This is a genomic window from Mesorhizobium sp. P3_A9 (genome assembly GCF_056402975.1).
This window is the reverse complement of record NZ_JBFUGJ010000111.1, coordinates 1-16,924: the sequence shown is the minus strand read 5'-3', so window position 1 is coordinate 16,924 and position 16,924 is coordinate 1. Positions and strand designations below refer to the sequence as shown.

16 protein-coding genes, 1 tRNA gene and 1 pseudogene are annotated in these 16,924 nt (G+C 60.7%); 16 read left to right on the top strand and 2 right to left on the bottom strand.

Annotated elements, in window-relative coordinates:
• From AC1DX0_RS16980 to AC1DX0_RS16915, 14 genes and pseudogenes are all read left to right on the top strand, one after another.
• Positions 1-131, top strand: a pseudogene (locus AC1DX0_RS16980) (transglutaminase family protein); the annotation flags it as partial.
• Positions 132-162: 31 nt separating this feature from the next.
• A complete protein-coding gene (locus AC1DX0_RS16975; protein WP_477356161.1) occupies positions 163-894 on the top strand; it encodes a proteasome-type protease in 732 nt (243 codons plus the stop codon).
• Between the two features lie 113 nt (positions 895-1,007).
• Positions 1,008-2,423: a pyridoxal phosphate-dependent decarboxylase family protein gene (locus tag AC1DX0_RS16970; protein WP_477220406.1), complete on the top strand. Its 1,416-nt coding sequence runs from the start codon at positions 1,008-1,010 to the stop codon at positions 2,421-2,423.
• A 21-nt stretch (positions 2,424-2,444) separates the two neighbouring features.
• Positions 2,445-2,849: a hypothetical protein gene (locus AC1DX0_RS16965; RefSeq protein ID WP_477220407.1), complete on the top strand. Its 405-nt coding sequence runs from the start codon at positions 2,445-2,447 to the stop codon at positions 2,847-2,849.
• 114 nt (positions 2,850-2,963) lie between these two features.
• Positions 2,964-3,731 carry a DeoR/GlpR family DNA-binding transcription regulator gene (locus tag AC1DX0_RS16960; protein WP_477220408.1) on the top strand — a complete coding sequence of 256 codons (768 nt, stop codon included), beginning with the start codon at positions 2,964-2,966 and terminating at the stop codon, positions 3,729-3,731.
• Positions 3,732-3,857: 126 nt separating this feature from the next.
• On the top strand, positions 3,858-5,384 hold the full coding sequence (glpD, locus tag AC1DX0_RS16955) for a glycerol-3-phosphate dehydrogenase (protein ID WP_477356159.1): 1,527 nt from the start codon (positions 3,858-3,860) through the stop codon (positions 5,382-5,384).
• A 42-nt stretch (positions 5,385-5,426) separates the two neighbouring features.
• Positions 5,427-6,506 carry an ABC transporter ATP-binding protein gene (locus AC1DX0_RS16950; protein WP_477356157.1) on the top strand — a complete coding sequence of 360 codons (1,080 nt, stop codon included), beginning with the start codon at positions 5,427-5,429 and terminating at the stop codon, positions 6,504-6,506.
• Positions 6,507-6,515: 9 nt separating this feature from the next.
• Positions 6,516-7,580 (top strand): ABC transporter ATP-binding protein, encoded by a 1,065-nt coding sequence (locus AC1DX0_RS16945; RefSeq protein WP_477356155.1) that lies wholly within the window; start codon positions 6,516-6,518, stop codon positions 7,578-7,580.
• On the top strand, positions 7,581-8,447 hold the full coding sequence (locus AC1DX0_RS16940) for a carbohydrate ABC transporter permease (RefSeq protein ID WP_477356153.1): 867 nt from the start codon (positions 7,581-7,583) through the stop codon (positions 8,445-8,447). It abuts the gene before it with no gap.
• A 37-nt stretch (positions 8,448-8,484) separates the two neighbouring features.
• Positions 8,485-9,369: a carbohydrate ABC transporter permease gene (locus tag AC1DX0_RS16935; protein ID WP_477356163.1), complete on the top strand. Its 885-nt coding sequence runs from the start codon at positions 8,485-8,487 to the stop codon at positions 9,367-9,369.
• Positions 9,370-9,371: 2 nt separating this feature from the next.
• Complete coding sequence (locus AC1DX0_RS16930) at positions 9,372-9,659, top strand: DUF2160 domain-containing protein (RefSeq protein WP_477356151.1); 288 nt, start codon at positions 9,372-9,374, stop codon at positions 9,657-9,659.
• Positions 9,660-9,738: 79 nt separating this feature from the next.
• Positions 9,739-11,466 (top strand): ABC transporter substrate-binding protein, encoded by a 1,728-nt coding sequence (locus tag AC1DX0_RS16925; RefSeq protein WP_477356148.1) that lies wholly within the window; start codon positions 9,739-9,741, stop codon positions 11,464-11,466.
• 92 nt (positions 11,467-11,558) lie between these two features.
• A complete protein-coding gene (glpK, locus tag AC1DX0_RS16920; protein WP_477220414.1) occupies positions 11,559-13,052 on the top strand; it encodes a glycerol kinase GlpK in 1,494 nt (497 codons plus the stop codon).
• Positions 13,053-13,085: 33 nt separating this feature from the next.
• A complete protein-coding gene (locus tag AC1DX0_RS16915; protein WP_477220415.1) occupies positions 13,086-13,562 on the top strand; it encodes a DUF6882 domain-containing protein in 477 nt (158 codons plus the stop codon).
• A gap of 139 nt (positions 13,563-13,701) precedes the next feature.
• On the opposite strand, the gene AC1DX0_RS16910 is transcribed toward AC1DX0_RS16915, so the two are convergent.
• Positions 13,702-14,208 carry a BA14K family protein gene (locus tag AC1DX0_RS16910; protein ID WP_477356145.1) on the bottom strand — a complete coding sequence of 169 codons (507 nt, stop codon included), beginning with the start codon at positions 14,206-14,208 and terminating at the stop codon, positions 13,702-13,704.
• Positions 14,209-14,522: 314 nt separating this feature from the next.
• On the opposite strand from AC1DX0_RS16910, the gene AC1DX0_RS16905 reads away from it, so the two are divergent.
• Both AC1DX0_RS16905 and AC1DX0_RS16900 read left to right on the top strand, forming a co-directional pair.
• A tRNA-Lys gene (locus AC1DX0_RS16905) sits at positions 14,523-14,598 on the top strand.
• A 237-nt stretch (positions 14,599-14,835) separates the two neighbouring features.
• Positions 14,836-15,588 (top strand): hypothetical protein, encoded by a 753-nt coding sequence (locus AC1DX0_RS16900; RefSeq protein WP_477220417.1) that lies wholly within the window; start codon positions 14,836-14,838, stop codon positions 15,586-15,588.
• Between the two features lie 162 nt (positions 15,589-15,750).
• Here AC1DX0_RS16900 and AC1DX0_RS16895 read toward each other — a convergent pair whose 3' ends face one another.
• Entirely contained in the window at positions 15,751-16,809 is a 1,059-nt protein-coding gene (locus AC1DX0_RS16895; protein WP_477356142.1) for an ABC transporter ATP-binding protein, read from the bottom strand.
• Between the last annotated feature and the right edge of the window lie 115 nt (positions 16,810-16,924).

The following is a 16,924-nucleotide window of genomic DNA, read 5'->3' as shown; positions in this document are numbered from 1 at the left end:
GCATTTCGCCTGACGAGCGCTATGTGAAGGTGGCGACGGGCCGGGACTACCGCGATGCCACGCCGGTGTCGGGAATTCGACTGGGACAGGCGGAAGAACAGCTTGCGGTCACCGTCACGGTAGAGCAGTAATCCGGCAAGGATTGCCGCCAGAAGAGATTCCATGACCTATTGCGTCGGCCTCAAGATCGATCGGGGGCTCGTGTTCATGTCGGACACGCGCACCAATGCCGGCATGGATTCGATCTCGACCTTCAAGAAGATGCATGTCTGGGAGGAACCCGGCGAGCGCGTCATCGTCTTGATGTCGGCGGGCAATCTGGCGACGACGCAGGCCGTGGTCAGCCTGCTCGAAGAGCGTACCAAGGCGGTGGCGGACCGCCRCGCGACATTGCTCGAAACGCCATCCATGTATCAGACGGTGCGGCTGGTCGGCGACACGGTCAAGGAAGTGATCGCGCACTCTTCACCCGCCGGTGAGAAGGCCGATTCCTATTTCAACGCCTCCTTCATCCTGGGCGGGCAGATCAAAGGCAGTCCGCCGCGSCTGTTCATGATCTAYCCCGARGGCAATTTCATCGAATCGACCGACGACACGCCGTTCTTCCAGATYGGCGAGACCAAATACGGCAAGCCGATCATCATCCGCGCCTATGAACGGACCATGAGCCTGGCCGAGACGGTGAAGCTGCTGCTGGTGTCGTTTGATTCGACGCTGAAGTCGAACCTGTCGGTCGGCCTGCCGCTCGACCTGCTGTTCCTGGAGAAGGATGCTTTCAAGGTTGGCCTGAAGAAGCGCATTGGCCAGGACGACCAGTATTACCGCACGATCTCCGATGGCTGGTCGAATGCGCTTAAGACGGCTTTTGCCAGCCTGCCGGATTTTCCGGGGTAGTCGGCGGCTCGCCGCCCGCTTGTAGTTGCAAATATTTCACATRTTAATTAATGTTCGATCTTGAAGAGCCGGCGGCAACGACCGGCGGCGAAAGGTCATGTCGGGAGGACAGGATGAACAATGATGAGTTCCGGCAGTGGTCGCAGCGTGCCGCCGATTGGGGCGCCGACTATCGCAACACTTTGCGCGAACGGCCGGTGCGGCCGCTGGTCGAGCCCGGCGATATTTTCAGGAGCATAGAAGCGTCGCCGCCCGAAGGCGCCGAACCGATGGACAGGATCTTCGCCGACTTCGAGGAGAAGATCGTGCCGGGCATGACGCATTGGCAGCATCCGCGCTTCTTCGCCTATTTTCCGGCTAACGCGGCGCCAGTCTCGGTGGTGGCTGAGTACCTGGTCTCCGCAATGGCCGCGCAATGCATGCTTTGGCAGACCTCACCGGCGGCGACCGAACTCGAGACCCGCACCGTCGACTGGATGCGGCAGGCGCTCGGCCTGCCCGAAGGGTTTTCCGGGGCGATCCAGGATTCGGCCTCGTCAGCGACACTGAACGCCGTGCTGACCATGCGCGAGCGCGCGCTGGACTGGCAAGGCAACAAAAAGGGGTTGGCCGGGCAGAGGCAGTTGCGCATCTATTCCTCGGATCAGGTGCACACGTCGATCGACCGGGCGATCTGGGTTTCGGGCATCGGTGAGGACAATCTCGTGCGCATTCCCGTCAGCGGCCGCTTCCGCGCCATGGACACCGCCGCCCTGGAAGCAGCCATCGTGGCCGACCGGCAAGCCGGCTTGCTGCCGGCGGGCATCATCGCTTGCGTTGGCGGCACCAGCACCGGCGGCACGGACGACATTGCAGCGGTCGCCGAGGTCGCCAGGCGGCACGGCCTCTACCTCCATGTCGATGCGGCCTGGGCCGGGTCGGCGATGATCTGTCCGGAGTACCGGCATTTCTGGACCGGCGTCGACGGCGCCGATTCGATCGTCTTCAATCCGCACAAATGGCTGGGCGCGCAGTTCGATTGCTCGATCCAGTTCCTGCGCGACCCCGAAAGCCATGTCCGGACGCTGGCGATCAAGCCGGACTATCTGAGGACGCACGGTCATGACGGCATCATCAACTATTCCGAATGGTCGGTGCCGCTCGGCCGGCGTTTCCGTGCCTTGAAACTGTGGTTCCTGCTGCGCGCTCACGGGCTGGAAAACCTGCGTGCGATGATCCGCAACCATGTCGCGTGGAGCGAGGGCCTTGCCGCGCGGCTGGCGAAGGAGCCGGATTTCGAGATCGTCAGCGAACCGATGCTGTCGCTGTTTTCGTTCCGGCACAGAGCGGCCTCAAGCGCCGATGCCGACGATCACAATCTGCGGCTGGTCAACGCGATCAACGACGATGGCCGCATCTACCTGACGCAGACGAGGGCCGACGGGCAGGTGGCAATAAGATTCCAGGTCGGCCAATTCGAAGCGACCGCAGGTGACGTCGATACAGCCTTCACTGTCATTTGCGACTGTGCAAGATCCCCAAGGGACTGACAGGGATTTGCGAGCAAGCATATGGCCGGGCAGGGCGAAGAGGCTAACCAGAACCTGACGGGCGTCTGGAATGGGCGCTATTTCTATCCGCGCGAGCTTGCGCCCATCTCCTTCGTCGCGACGTTGATCGAGACGGCAAAGAGGTTGACAGGGACGACCCACGAACCGGCCGGTCCGGCGACAGACGCTGTGATATACGCAACCTTACTGGGGCAGCGCGACGGCAACTCGGTCGCGTTCATCAAGACATACGACAAGGCAGGATTGAACGTGCAGCCGATCGATTACAGCGGCATTCTCAACGGCGACGCCACCGAGATCGAAGGCGTCTGGCGAATCCGGGGAAGCTGGTCCGGCAAATTCCTGATGATCCGCTCGCCGGGCAAAGTCGCTGCCGTCGACCGCAAGGTGGCGGAACGGGTTTAACCTGGCTGCGCCGATTTCACCTTTGCAATCATCGGCATTTCATTAGCCGGCGTCTCCCTTTTCATTGCTTTCGTTTTCGGCTAYARACAAGAAAAACGAAAACGGGAGCCTGCAATGTATCTGTCGCCGCGCCATGCCGAGATCATCCAGATGGCCAAGGACCATGGCCGCGTGCTGGTCGATGACCTGGCCACGCATTTCAACGTGACGCCGCAGACCATCCGCAAGGATCTCAACGATCTCTGCGATCAGCGGCTGCTTTCGCGCATCCATGGCGGCGCATTGTTCCCGTCCGGGATCGAGAACATGGAGTATGAGGCAAGGCGAAAGATCGCGGCGGACGAGAAGGAAGCGATCGGCCGTGCGGCGGCCAGGCTGATCCCCGACAACGCCTCGCTGTTCATAAACATCGGCACCACGACGGAGTCGGTCAGCAAGGCGTTGCTCGACCATAACGGTCTCATGGTCATTACCAATAATATCAATGTTGCCAATAGGATGCGTGTCTATCCTTCGATTGAGGTGGTGATCGCCGGCGGGGTGGTCCGCGGTTCGGATGGCGGCGTCGTCGGCGAGGCGGCAGTCGATTTCATCAGGCAATTCAAGGTCGACTACGCCGTCATCGGCGCCTCTGCCATCGATCATGACGGCGCCTTGCTCGACTTCGATTTTCGCGAGGTGAAGGTGGCGCAGGCGATCATCGCCAATGCCAGGCATGTGATTCTGGTTTCCGACCAGACCAAATTCGAGCGCACGGCGCCGGTGCGCATCGGCCATCTGTCGCAGGTCAACACCTTCATCACCGACCGTTGCGACATTCCGTCGGTGCGCAAGATCTGCCAGGAGGCCGAGGTTCAACTGATTGAGACGTCGCTTGGGTGAGGTCCCATCACGATCATCTCACAACCTTGTGATATTTCGTTTGACATTCGTTATGAGTTCGAAATAATTCCGCCACGGTTTCGCAAAAGACAAAAATGGTGCAATGCGAAATCGTGGAGGAGTTAAGTGGACACGTCTTCAGTCCGGGACATTTTCGTCATAGGGGGCGGTATCAATGGCTGCGGCATCGCCCGCGATGCCGTTGGGCGCGGGTTTTCGGTTTTTCTAGCAGAGATGAACGATCTCGCCAGCGGAACCTCCTCCGGTTCGACCAAGCTGATCCATGGCGGCCTGCGCTACCTTGAGTTCTACGAGTTTCGCCTGGTGCGCGAGGCGCTGATGGAGCGCGAGGTTCTGTGGAGGAACGCGCCGCACATCATCTGGCCGATGCGYTTCGTGCTGCCYTAYGCCAAGGGCCTGCGYCCGGCSTGGCTGATCAGGCTYGGCCTKTTCCTCTACGACCAYATTGGYGGGCGCAAATTGCTGCCGGCGACCAGGACGCTCGACATGGCAAGCGATCCGGCGGGCAAGCCTTTGAAACCCTTGTTCAAAAAGGCGTTCGAATATTCCGACGGCTGGGTGAATGATGCGCGGCTGGTGGCGCTCAATGCTCGCGATGCCGCTGACCGCGGTGCAACGATCCGGACCCGCACCAAGGTGGTCGGCGCGCGTCGCGAAAACGGCCTTTGGACAATCAAGATCGAGAACCTGCAGAGCGGCGAGACCGAAGAGGTCAAGGCCCGGCTCCTGGTCAACGCCGCCGGACCGTGGGTCGATCACGTGCTGTCCGGCGTCGTCGGCCTGAACGATGTGCACAATGTCCGCCTGGTGCAGGGCAGCCACATCGTCATCGCCAAGAAGTTCGACGATCCGCGCGCCTATTTCTTCCAGAACAGGGACGGCCGCATCATCTTCGCCATTCCCTACGAGGAAGAGTTCACGCTGATCGGCACCACCGACCAAGATTATCCCGGCGATCCGCACGATGTGAAGATCAGTGACACCGAGATCGACTATCTCTGTGCTGCGGCGAGCGAATATTTCGCGCAACCCGTCAAGCGTTCCGACATCGTCTGGACCTATTCGGCCGTGCGTCCGCTTTATRATGACGGCGCCTCTAAGGCGCAGGAGGCGACGCGCGACTATGTGCTCAAGGCCGATGGCGGCGAGGGCGCTGCCCCGATCGTCAACGCCTTCGGCGGCAAGATCACCACCTATCGCCGGCTGTCGGAATCGATGCTGGAAAAGATCGAAGGTTTTCTCGGCAAACGTGGCAAGCCGTGGACATCAGACGCACCGCTGCCCGGCGGTGATTTCCCGGCCACCGGTTTCGACGCGCAAGTGGCGAAGCTGAAGACGGCCTATCCGTTCCTCGATGCGCGCCTCGCCCGCCGGTTGACGCGGCTTTACGGGACCCGCGCTCAGGCTCTGCTGGGCCTTGCCAAGTCGAATGCCGAGCTCGGCCGCAACTTCGGCGGCGATCTCTACGAGGCGGAAGTGCGCTATCTCGTTGAAAATGAATGGGCCGTCACATCAGAAGATGTGCTGTGGCGCCGGACCAAGCGCGGCCTGCATCTCAGCCGCGAGCAGGTCGCGGCACTCGACGAATTCATGCAAGGCATAAGCCGGCGGCATGTCGCGGCCGCCGAATGAAGAGGGTTTTGAGCTGATGCAGAAAGCCTGGGAGGAGGCGTCATGCTTGAATTGAGGAACGTCACCAAGACGGTCGGTGCGGTCGAGCACATACGCGACGTGTCGCTGACGCTTCAGCATGGCTCGCTCAACGTTCTGCTCGGGCCGACGCTTTCCGGCAAGACCAGCCTGATGCGGCTGATGGCCGGCCTCGATGTGCCGACCTCCGGCTCGGTCTGGTTCGATGGCCAGAACGTTACCGGCACGCCGGTGCAGAAGCGCAAGATCGCCATGGTCTACCAGCAGTTCATCAACTATCCGGCGATGACCGTCTATGAGAACATCGCTTCGCCGCTCAGGGTGGCGGGTGTCGAGCAAGCCAAGATCGACAGCCAGGTTCGCGAGGCCGCAGGGTTGCTCAAGCTGACGCCGTATCTCGACCGCACGCCGCTCAGCCTGTCGGGCGGCCAGCAGCAACGCACCGCGCTGGCGCGTGCGATCGTCAAGAATGCCAGCCTGGTCCTGCTCGACGAGCCATTGGCCAATCTCGACTACAAGCTGCGTGAGGAATTGCGCGCCGAAYTGCCGARGATYTTYGCYGCCGCCGGCACCATCTTYGTYTACGCCACSACMGARCCGCACGARGCSYTGCTGCTCGGCGGCAACACSGCGACGCTGTCGGAAGGCCGCATCACACAGTTCGGGCCGACCATCGACGTCTTCCGCAAGCCGGTCGACCTGGTGACGGCGAGGACCTTCGCCGATCCGCCGCTCAACACCATCGTTTTGGCCAAGAAGGGCAGCGACTTCCTGCTCGAAGGCGGGGTGAAGCTGCCGGTGCCGTCCGAACTCGTCGGCATTGCCGACGGYAATTACACGATCGGTTTTCAGCCGCATCATCTGTCGCTCGAACGGCCCAACGCCTTGGCTGTGCCGGTGCGGGCCAAGGTCACCATCACCGAGATCACCGGGTCCGAGAGCTTCATCCATCTCGACTTCGCCGATGTGCGCTGGGTGATGCTGACCCATGGCATCCGCGATTTCGAGACCGACGAAGTGGTCGAGGTGTTCATCGATCCGCGTCACATCATGGTCTTCGACGAGCACGGCCGCGCCGTGACCGCACCGAAGCTGGCGGCATAGGAGGGCGATATGGCGCGCATCGACGTCAACCATGTCAGGCATTCCTACCTGCCGAACCCGCAGAAGGATGCCGATTTCGCGCTCAGGGAAGTGCATCACACCTTCGAGGATGGCGGCGCCTATGCGCTGCTCGGACCGTCCGGCTGCGGCAAGACCACGCTGCTCAACATCATTTCGGGGCTGCTGCATCCCTCGCACGGCCAGTTGCTGTTCAACGGCAGGGACATCACCAATCTGTCGACGCAGGAGCGCAACATCGCGCAGGTGTTCCAGTTCCCGGTCATCTACGACACCATGACCGTCTACGACAATCTGGCCTTCCCGCTGCGCAATCGCGGCGTGCCGGAGGCCGATGTCGACCGCAAGGTGCGCGAGACGCTGGAGATGATCGATCTGGCGTCCTGGGCGAAGAAGAAGGCGAGGGGCCTGACCGCCGACCAGAAGCAGAAGATCTCGCTCGGCCGCGGGCTGGTGCGCTCCGACGTCAACGCCATCCTTTTCGACGAGCCGCTGACCGTCATCGACCCGCACATGAAATGGGTGCTGCGTTCGCAGCTCAAGCAGCTGCACCGCCGCTTCGGCTACACCATGGTCTATGTCACGCACGACCAGACCGAGGCGCTGACCTTCGCCGACCAGGTCGTGGTCATGTATGATGGCGGCATCGTCCAGATCGGCACGCCGGCGGAACTGTTCGAACGGCCGCGCCATACCTTCGTCGGCTACTTCATCGGCTCGCCGGGCATGAACGTCATGCCTGTGGTGATCGAAGGCAAGACGGCGACGCTCGGCTCGCAGCGRATCGAATTGCCGGGCGCACCCAAAGCCGCCGGCGCCGTCGAACTCGGCATTCGGCCCGAATATATCAGGCTCGGCCGCGACGGCATGGCCGTTTCGATCAGCAAGGTCGAGGATCTGGGCCGCCACAAGGTGGTGCGCGCCAAGCTGGAAGGCCGCGAKATCGCCGCCGTCATCGGCGAGGACGAGACCGTTCCCGCCGAACCGAAGGTGCGGTTCGATCCGGCTGGCATCAACATCTATGCCGATTCCTGGCGCGTCGAGATGGGGGCATAGATGGACAAGACCTGGAACAACAAGGCCTGGTTCCTGGTGCTGCCGGTGCTGGTGCTGGTGGCTTTCACCGCCGTCATCCCGCTGATGACGGTCGTCAACTATTCGGTGCAGGACACATTCGGCAACAACGTCTTCTTCTGGGCCGGCACGGAGTGGTTCGAGGAACTGCTGTCGTCGAGCCGCTTCTGGGAAGCGATGAGCCGCAACCTGATCTTCTCCTTCATCATCCTGGCGATCGAAGTGCCGCTCGGCATCTTCATCGCTCTCAACATGCCGAAAAAGGGCTGGGGGGTGCCGGTCTGCCTCGTGCTGATGTCGTTGCCGCTGTTGATTCCGTGGAACGTCGTCGGCACCATCTGGCAGGTGTTTGGCCGCAACGACATCGGCCTGCTCGGCTACTACGTCAACGCAATCGGCATCGACTACAACTATGTGCAGGATCCGCTCGATGCCTGGGTGACCATCATCGTCATGGATGTATGGCACTGGACCAGCCTCGTCGTGCTGCTCTGCTATGCCGGCCTGGTCTCGATCCCCGATGCCTTCYACCAGGCGGCCAAGATCGACGGCGCCTCGCGCTGGGCGGTGTTCCGCTACATCCAGCTGCCGAAGATGCAGCGGGTGCTTTTGATCGCAGTGCTGCTGCGCTTCATGGACTCCTTCATGATCTACACCGAACCCTTCGTCGTCACCGGCGGCGGGCCGGGCAATTCGACGACGTTCCTGTCGATCGATCTGGTCAAGACGGCGCTCGGCCAATTCGACCTCGGTCCGGCGGCCGCGATGTCGCTGGTCTACTTCCTCATCATCCTGTTGTTGTCATGGGTGTTCTACACCGTGATGACCAAYTACGACGCGGAGCGCTGAGATGGCCGGCGCCAATGAACGAACCGAGCGCAATGCGATGAACGGGACCTCTGCCGCGGAAGGTCTCGCCAGTACGCTGTCGCATAGCGATCTCGACAGGCGCATGCGGCGGCGCGGCGAGGAATCGCGCTGGTGGTGGATCGTGCCGACGCTCTACATCATCGTGCTGTTGCTGCCGATCTACTGGCTCATCAACATGAGCTTCAAGACCAATGCCGAGATCGTCTCGTCGCTGACGCTCTACCCGCACGCGCCGACACTCGCCAATTACGTCACCATCTTCACCGATGCGTCCTGGTATTCCGGCTACATCAACTCGATCACCTATGTGGTGATGAACATGGTGATTTCGGTGGCGGCGGCGCTGCCGGCGGCTTACGCCTTCTCACGCTATCGCTTCCTTGGCGACAARCATCTGTTCTTCTGGCTGCTGACCAACCGCATGGCGCCGCCGGCGGTGTTCGCGCTGCCGTTCTTCCAGCTYTAYTCGGCCTTCGGGCTGATCGACACGCATATCGCCGTGGCGCTGGCGCAYTGCCTGTTCAACGTGCCGCTGGYGGTGTGGATCCTCGAGGGCTTCATGTCGGGCGTGCCGAAGGAAATCGACGAGACGGCATATATCGATGGCTATTCGTTCCCGCGCTTCTTCGTCAAAATCTTCATGCCGCTGATTGCGAGCGGCATCGGTGTCGCCTGCTTCTTCTGCTTCATGTTCTCGTGGGTCGAACTGCTGATCGCGCGCACGCTGACGACCACCGATGCCAAGCCGATCGCCGCCACCATGACGCGCACGGTTTCGGCCGCCGGCATGGATTGGGGTCTGCTCGCCGCCGCCGGTGTGCTGACACTGATCCCCGGCGCGCTCGTCATCTGGTTCGTGCGAAATTATATCGCCAAGGGCTTTGCCCTGGGGAGGGTGTGATCATGAAYTTCGACCTCWCCTGGATGGCGTGGACGTGGCCGACGGCKGCSTTCTTYGSMACYATTYTWCTGCTGCTGTGCGGTATGGCGGTTTGGGAATACGCCTCGCCGGGCGGCAATCCGCGCGTCGGCATCCTGCGCTTCGAGACGACGCGCGGCGACCGTCTTTTCCTGTCGCTGCTTGGCAGCGCCTTTATCCATCTCGCTTGGYTGGGTCTTGTCGGATCCAACCTGTGGTGGGCTCTCGCTCTCTCCGTGGTCTACGCCATTGGCGTGTTCCGCTACGTATAGAGGGGGAAACTGTTGGAGYGGCMGCGTGCCGGCSACCGCTCCAGATCGCACTTGAAACCTGAAACAGTGGAGGAAACTAATGCGACGGCAATTTTTAACATCAACAACTGCCCTTGTGCTATTGCTCGGCGCGGGCAATGCCTACGCCGGGATGGACGAAGCAAAAGCCTTTCTGGACAAGGAGATAGGCCCGCTTTCGACGCTTTCGCGCGCCGATCAGGAAGCCGAAATGCAGTGGTTTATCGACGCAGCCAAGCCGTTCGCCGGCATGGACATCAAAGTCGTCTCCGAAACCATCGCAACGCACCAGTATGAATCGCAGGTGCTGGCGCCGGCCTTTACCGCCATCACCGGCATCAAGATCACGCATGACGTCATCCAGGAGGGCGACGTCGTCGAGAAGATCCAGACCCAGATGCAGACCGGCCAGAACCTCTATGACGGCTGGGTCAACGATTCCGATCTGATCGGCACGCACTGGCGCTACCAGCAGGTGCGCAACCTGACCGACTGGATGGCGGGCGACGGCAAGGATGTCACCAACCCGAACCTCGACCTGAAGGATTTTATCGGCACCTCGTTCACGACGGCTCCGGACAAGAAGCTCTACCAGCTTCCCGACCAGCAGTTCGCGAACCTCTACTGGTTCCGCTACGACTGGTTCAATGACGAGAAGAACAAGGCGGATTTCAAGGCCAAGTACGGCTACGACCTCGGCGTGCCGGTCAACTGGTCTGCCTATGAGGATATCGCCGAGTTCTTCACCGGCCGCGAGATCGACGGCAAAAAAGTCTATGGCCACATGGACTACGGCAARAAGGAYCCSTCGCTCGGCTGGCGGTTCACCGATGCCTGGCTGTCSATGGCCGGCAAYGGCGACAAGGGCMTSCCGAACGGYCTGCCKGTCGACGAATGGGGCATCAAGGTCGACGAGAATTCACGGCCCGTCGGCTCCTGCACCGCGCGCGGCGGCGACACAAATGGTCCGGCTGCCGTCTACTCGATCCAGAAGTACCTCGACTGGCTGAAGGCCTACGCTCYGGCAGAAGCCCAGGGCATGACCTTCTCCGAATCGGGACCAGTCCCGGCACAGGGCGCGGTTGCCCAGCAGATCTTCTGGTACACCGCCTTCACCGCCTCGATGGTCGATGCCGGCGCCAAGGCGGTGCTGAACGACGACGGCACGCCGAAGTGGCGCATGGCGCCGTCGCCGCATGGTGTCTACTGGAAGGACGGCATGAAGCTCGGCTATCAGGACGTCGGTTCCTGGACGCTGATGAAGTCGACGCCGACCGATCGCGCCAAGGCCGCCTGGCTGTACGCGCAGTTCGTCACCTCGAAGACCGTGGACGTGAAGAAGAGCCATGTCGGCCTGACCTTCATCCGCGAGAGCACGATCCACGACAAGAGCTTCACCGAACGCGCGCCCAAGCTCGGCGGTCTGATCGAGTTCTACCGTTCGCCGGCCCGCGTGCAGTGGTCGCCGACAGGCACCAACGTKCCTGATTATCCGAAGCTGGCACAGCTCTGGTGGCAGGCGATCGGCGACGCGTCGTCGGGCGCCAAGACGGCGCAGGAAGCGATGGACTCGCTCTGCGGCGAGCAGGAAAAGGTCATGAGCCGCATCGAGAAGTCGGGCGTCCAGGGCGATATCGGCCCGAAGATGGCCGAAGAGCATGACCTTGCCTACTGGAACGCCGACGCGGTCAAGAAGGGCAATCTCGCGCCTCAGCTCAAGATCGAGAACGAGAAGGAAAAGCCAATCACCATCAACTACGATGAACTGGTGAAGAGCTGGCAGAAGTAGGACTGCCTATGCGGGCGTTCGCGCCCGTGTGAAATTGGGGGAGGCGGCGCGTTGCCGTCTCCCTTCTTTGTATCCAGGTGGAGGACGCGGGAATGAACGGTTTTGTGCTGGCGATCGACCAGGGAACGACATCAACCCGGGCGATCCTGTTCGACGGCCAGATGAAAGTCGCCGGCAGCGGGCAGAAGGAATTCACCCAGCACTATCCGGCCTCCGGCTGGGTCGAGCACGATCCGGAAGAGATCTGGGCAAGCGTCGTGACGACCGTGAAGGCTGCGCTGAAAAAGGCAGGCTGTGAAGCATCCGAAGTGGCGGCGATCGGCATCACCAACCAGCGCGAAACCGTCGTCATCTGGGACAGGGAGACGGGCAAGCCGATCCACAACGCCATCGTCTGGCAGGACCGGCGCACCGCACCGCTGTGCCAGAAGCTGAAGAAGCTGGGGCTGGAGAAGAAGTTCACGCGCAAGACCGGCTTGCTGCTCGATCCTTATTTCTCGGGCACCAAGATCGCCTGGATGCTCGACAAGGTGAAGGGCGCGAGGAGGCGCGCCGAGAAAGGCGAATTGCTGGCCGGCACCATCGACAGCTTTTTGATCTGGCGGCTGACCGGCGGCAAGGTCCACGCCACCGATGCCACCAATGCGTCGCGCACGCTGGTCTACAACATCGAGAAAAACGTCTGGGATGACGAGCTTTTGGCCATTCTCAACATCCCGGCAAAAATGCTGCCGGAGGTCAAAGATTGCGCCGATGATTATGGAGTGACCGAGAAAAATCTGTTTGGCGCCGAGATAAAGATCCTCGGTGTCGCCGGCGACCAGCACGCCGCGACCATCGGCCAGGCCTGCTTTGAGCCCGGCATGATGAAATCCACCTATGGCACCGGCTGCTTCGCGCTGCTCAACACCGGCAGCGATCTGGTGCGTTCGAAGAACCGGCTTTTGACCACCATCGCCTATCGGCTGAACGGCAAGACCACCTATGCGCTGGAAGGYTCGATCTTCATCGCMGGGGCGGCCGTGCAATGGCTGCGCGATGGCATCAAGGTGATCGGCAAGGCCGAGCAGAGCGGCAAACTGGCTGCTGAGGCTGATCCCTCGCAAAACGTCTATCTGGTGCCGGCCTTTGTCGGATTGGGCGCGCCGCATTGGGACGCCGAAGCGCGAGGCGCCATCTTCGGGCTGACCCGCAATTCCGGCCCGGCGGAGTTCGCGCGCGCCGCGCTCGAATCCGTCGCTTACCAGACCCGCGACCTGCTCGACGCCATGCGCAAGGACTGGAAAGGCACTTCGGCCAAAACGGTTCTCCGTGTCGATGGCGGCATGGTGGCGTCGGACTGGACCATGCAGCGTCTGGCCGACATTCTCGACGCGCCGGTCGATCGCCCGACCATTCTGGAGACGACGGCGCTGGGTGCGGCCTGGCTCGCCGGCTCGAAAGCCGGCGTGTGGCCGAAGGCGAAGGAATTCGCCAAGAGCTGGGCGCTCGAGCGGCGGTTCAAGCCGGAGATGGATATCTCCACACGATCCGCCAAGCTGGCAGGCTGGCGCGATGCTGTGCGCCGGACCTTGAGCGTGCCATAACGGTCGCTATAGAAAGATTTGACGGTGGGGGACATGCAGCCGGACTGGTATCCTGCTTGGCGCGACCAGGCTTTTGAACAGCTAACTGCCAAGAATGCTCGTTTGGAGAAGGAGTTTCGCCTCGGCCACTGGCCGCGCTATGACTACGACCTGACGACTGGCAGGCTTCTGTTCTCGGACCAAGGTGCCGTCAAAGTCGTTACCGAGATCCAGATTGCAGGCTCGACGAGCGCCAAAGCTGGTAACTGGCTTTGGGCATGGTCGAATTCAAACTTGCCCACCGAACTTCTCGCCGACGCCAAACGGGTTCGTTCCTTCGGCGAAGAGAAAGATATAGCCGAACTTCAGCAGGCTTATGTGACCGACACGAAAGACGACCTGGAAGCGCTGGGCTGGGAACTGACGGCAGCGATGGTGCGTGTATGCGACGCACTCGGGGCTTACCGCTCTCCGCGCGGGGAAGGGGGCGGTCTTTATCTGATCCTCAAAAGCGTAGACTGGGCGAACTGACCGGAAACTTCATTCGGCTGATCGGGATGCTGAAAGTCATACGGAAAAGACCCGCGCCGTTTCCGACGCGGGTCGTCTACTCATACTTATCCGCTACTGATACTCATCCAGCTTATCCGCTACTGATACTCATCCAGGATCAGTAGGGCGAACGGCATTCCTTACGCGGACCGTAGTTCGGCTGGAATGTGTTGTCCGAAGAGCGGTAGCTGCGATAGTGGTCATAGCACCACTGCACGTGCGAATTGCCTTCGTAGACGCGGTTGTTCTCGTTGTTGATGATCGCGCCGGTGATCAAGGCACCAGTCGCGAAAGCTGCCAGCGGGAACCAATAGTCGCCGTGRCGGCGATARCCGCGATGRTAKTCRCGAKAGCCGCGATGGCCGTTCCAGTAGCCGCCGCCGTCATTGTTTTGAGCAAAGTTGCGAGCGCCGAAATTGCGGTTACGGTTGAAGTGGCGATTGCCGAAATTACGGTTCGAATGGCGGAGGTATTGAAGTCCACCTTCTCCGACCTTTATGATGTTTGACGAGAAGTCTGGCGCCTGCGGCACAAACATCTGCGCAGCATTGGCCGGCATAGCGGCGGCAGCGGCAAACGAAACTGACAGGGTGGTCGCCAGTATACCCGTTACGATCTTGTTCATTGTCTTCTCCTTCGAAAGGGTGATTGACGTCCCTTGTGGCGAGACAACGAGCGATACACAGGATGGTTCCTCGCAAAACACCAAGTTGCTGATTCGCAATGTTTCTCCAGCTTGTCGGCGGTGTCGACGAGACCCGGTGCCATCGCTTCGTAAGGCTGTGTCGCCCTCGATCGAAGCGGGCAGGGAGGCGGCGTGGCAGTGGGCGTGGCAGTGCTTGAGAAGTCCGGCTCGCGGACGCTGTTTTTCCGGTTGACCGGTCGMRGCACTCTCCCTATGTTTCGCGCAATTTCGAGGGCAGCCTTTCGCGCCCGCGGGAGCGCGTAGCTCAGCCGGTAGAGCAACTGACTTTTAATCAGTAGGTCATGGGTTCGAATCCCATCGCGCTCACCATTTTTCATTTAAATACCAAATACTTAGGCTTTAATCCTCTGGAGTAGAGCGGAACCTTGCGACTGCAAAAGGTGCACAGACTGTTCTGCTGATTCACGCTGCCGGCCGCAAGAGCAGCCAAGGCCGGCCTCGAGGGCCGGTCTTGAAGGAAAGCGGCCGCGTGATTTTCGCCAAGCACCATTTCTGAATGATCGGCACGCTGCTTTCGCAGCCATGAATTCTCAGTTAACTAGGAGAATGCCATCAAAAATTCCGCCAAGTTTTGCAGGGTTGGGCGACACAGAAAGCGAGCAGGCCGCCGTCTGGAGCCAGCTTGGGCTGTTAAGTCAACTTGCATTGTATTTAGATGCCTACGAAGCCGCATTGATCCTGGGCGAAAGGTCAACTGCATCCATCGAGACATTGCTGCCACAGCGGCAGGCTGCTCTAGCCGCTCGAATCGGATTCTCTGATGGTCGAGATAACGCAAATCAGATTCTTGCTGAAATGAACCTCCACGCCCGGTGGGTCAATATAGCAGGTAGAGATGCTGTGATGACGGTGTTTCACCTCGGCAAAACACTCGATGCAATCGGCTTCAAAGGATCTCCGTCCTTGGCGCGCGCTGTGGACGGCAAGCGGCTAAGTAGCGCGAGAAGCAGGTTCAAACAGTCCTTCCGAAACCATGAGCAGGCTCGAAACGCAGTTGGGCATGCCGCAGAGCGCCATTCCAACAGAGCAGCAACCGAAAGAATTACACACGCAGGTGAGTTCGAAACTCCAAACATCACGATCACCGATGGCTCCTCCTATTCCCTCACAAATGTCATTGAGGGCGATCGGATGACGTCGACCGTTGCACACCCGCACACGGGGGAGACAAGCATGGCCAGCGTCCCTTTGTCGAGGAATGCACTGCGCGAGCTCGGCGACATCGTCGATGAAGTGTTCGCGGCCTTTGAGGGCGCAGAAAAGGCGCGACACGAGCACATCTTGAGATCCGGCATATAGGCGAGAATGCCGAGCGCGCCCATGCACCCATGATCCGACACATCATCGCGTGTCATTGCGTGGCCGATTTTGTAACGTATTGATTTTATTTATATATCAAATAACTTAATCAGTAGGTCATGGGTTCGAATCTCATCGCGCTCACCATCAAATTCTGACCCCCTACAACCGCCGACCTGTCTTGGCGTCGAACAGGTGAGCGCAGGCGCGGTCGATCTCGATGCGCACTTGCTCACCTTGCTTCAGCGCCAGCCGCTCGCGGAAAAGGCAGGAGATTTCCTCGCCGCCGCAATCCACCTTGGCGAAGATTTCCGATCCCGTCGCCTCCAGCAGCGTGACCTTGCCGGGGATGCCCTGGGCGGTCGCACGGATATGTTCGGGGCGGATGCCGTAGACGAGGTCGCCGCCTGAAGCATGCGCCGGATGGATGCCTTCCGGCAGCGGCAGGGTCAGTCCGCTGATGCTGCGGAAAATGCCTTCCTCGATGCGGCCGGCAATGAAGTTCATGGCGGGCGAGCCGATGAAGCCGGCGACGAAGAGATTGGCCGGACGATCGTAAAGGTCGAGCGGTGCGCCGATCTGCTCGACAAGGCCGTCATGCAGCACGACGATCTTGTCGGCCATCGTCATCGCCTCGATCTGGTCGTGCGTGACATAGATTGTGGTGGTGCCCAGCCGCTGGTGCAACGCCTTGATCTCGCCGCGCATCTGGACGCGCAATTTGGCGTCGAGATTTGAGAGCGGCTCGTCGAASAGGAAAACCTGSGGMTCGCGCACGATGGCGCGGCCSATGGCGACACGCTGGCGCTGGCCGCCGGAAAGCTGGCGCGGGTAGCGGTCGAGCAGCTTGTCGAGGCCGAGAATATTGGCGGCCCTGCCGACGCGGCTGGCGGTGTCGGCCGGATCGGCTTTCTTGATCTTCAGGGCAAAGCCCATATTGTCGGCCACCGTCATGTGCGGATAGAGCGCGTAGTTCTGGAAGACCATGGCGATGTTGCGGTCGCGCGCCCGCAGATTGTTGACGATGCGATCGCCGATGGCGATCCTGCCGCCCGAGATGGTTTCGAGCCCGGCGATCATGCGCAGCAGCGTCGACTTTCCGCAGCCYGATGGCCCGACCAGGATGACGAACTCGCCGTCGGCGATGTCGACGCTGACATCGTGGATGATCTTGGCGGCCCCGAAAGCCTTCTGCACGTTGTTGATTGTCACCGATGCCATTGGGTTTTCCTCGAAAAGAGTGTGATGCCGGACCGTGCCTTCAGCCGCCCTTGACGGCGCCGGCGGTCAATCCCGCGACGATCTGCCTTTGTGCAAACAGGGTCAGGACCAGCAC

Excerpts from the sequence above, each read along its gene's own strand:
- AC1DX0_RS16970 (WP_477220406.1), top strand. The coding sequence starts at position 1,008 with ATGAACAATGATGAGTTCCGGCAGTGGTCGCAGCGTGCCGCCGATTGG.
- AC1DX0_RS16900 (WP_477220417.1), top strand. The coding sequence starts at position 14,836 with ATGCCATCAAAAATTCCGCCAAGTTTTGCAGGGTTGGGCGACACAGAA.
- AC1DX0_RS16960 (WP_477220408.1), top strand. The coding sequence starts at position 2,964 with ATGTATCTGTCGCCGCGCCATGCCGAGATCATCCAGATGGCCAAGGAC.
- AC1DX0_RS16915 (WP_477220415.1), top strand. The coding sequence starts at position 13,086 with ATGCAGCCGGACTGGTATCCTGCTTGGCGCGACCAGGCTTTTGAACAG.
- AC1DX0_RS16965 (WP_477220407.1), top strand. The coding sequence starts at position 2,445 with ATGGCCGGGCAGGGCGAAGAGGCTAACCAGAACCTGACGGGCGTCTGG.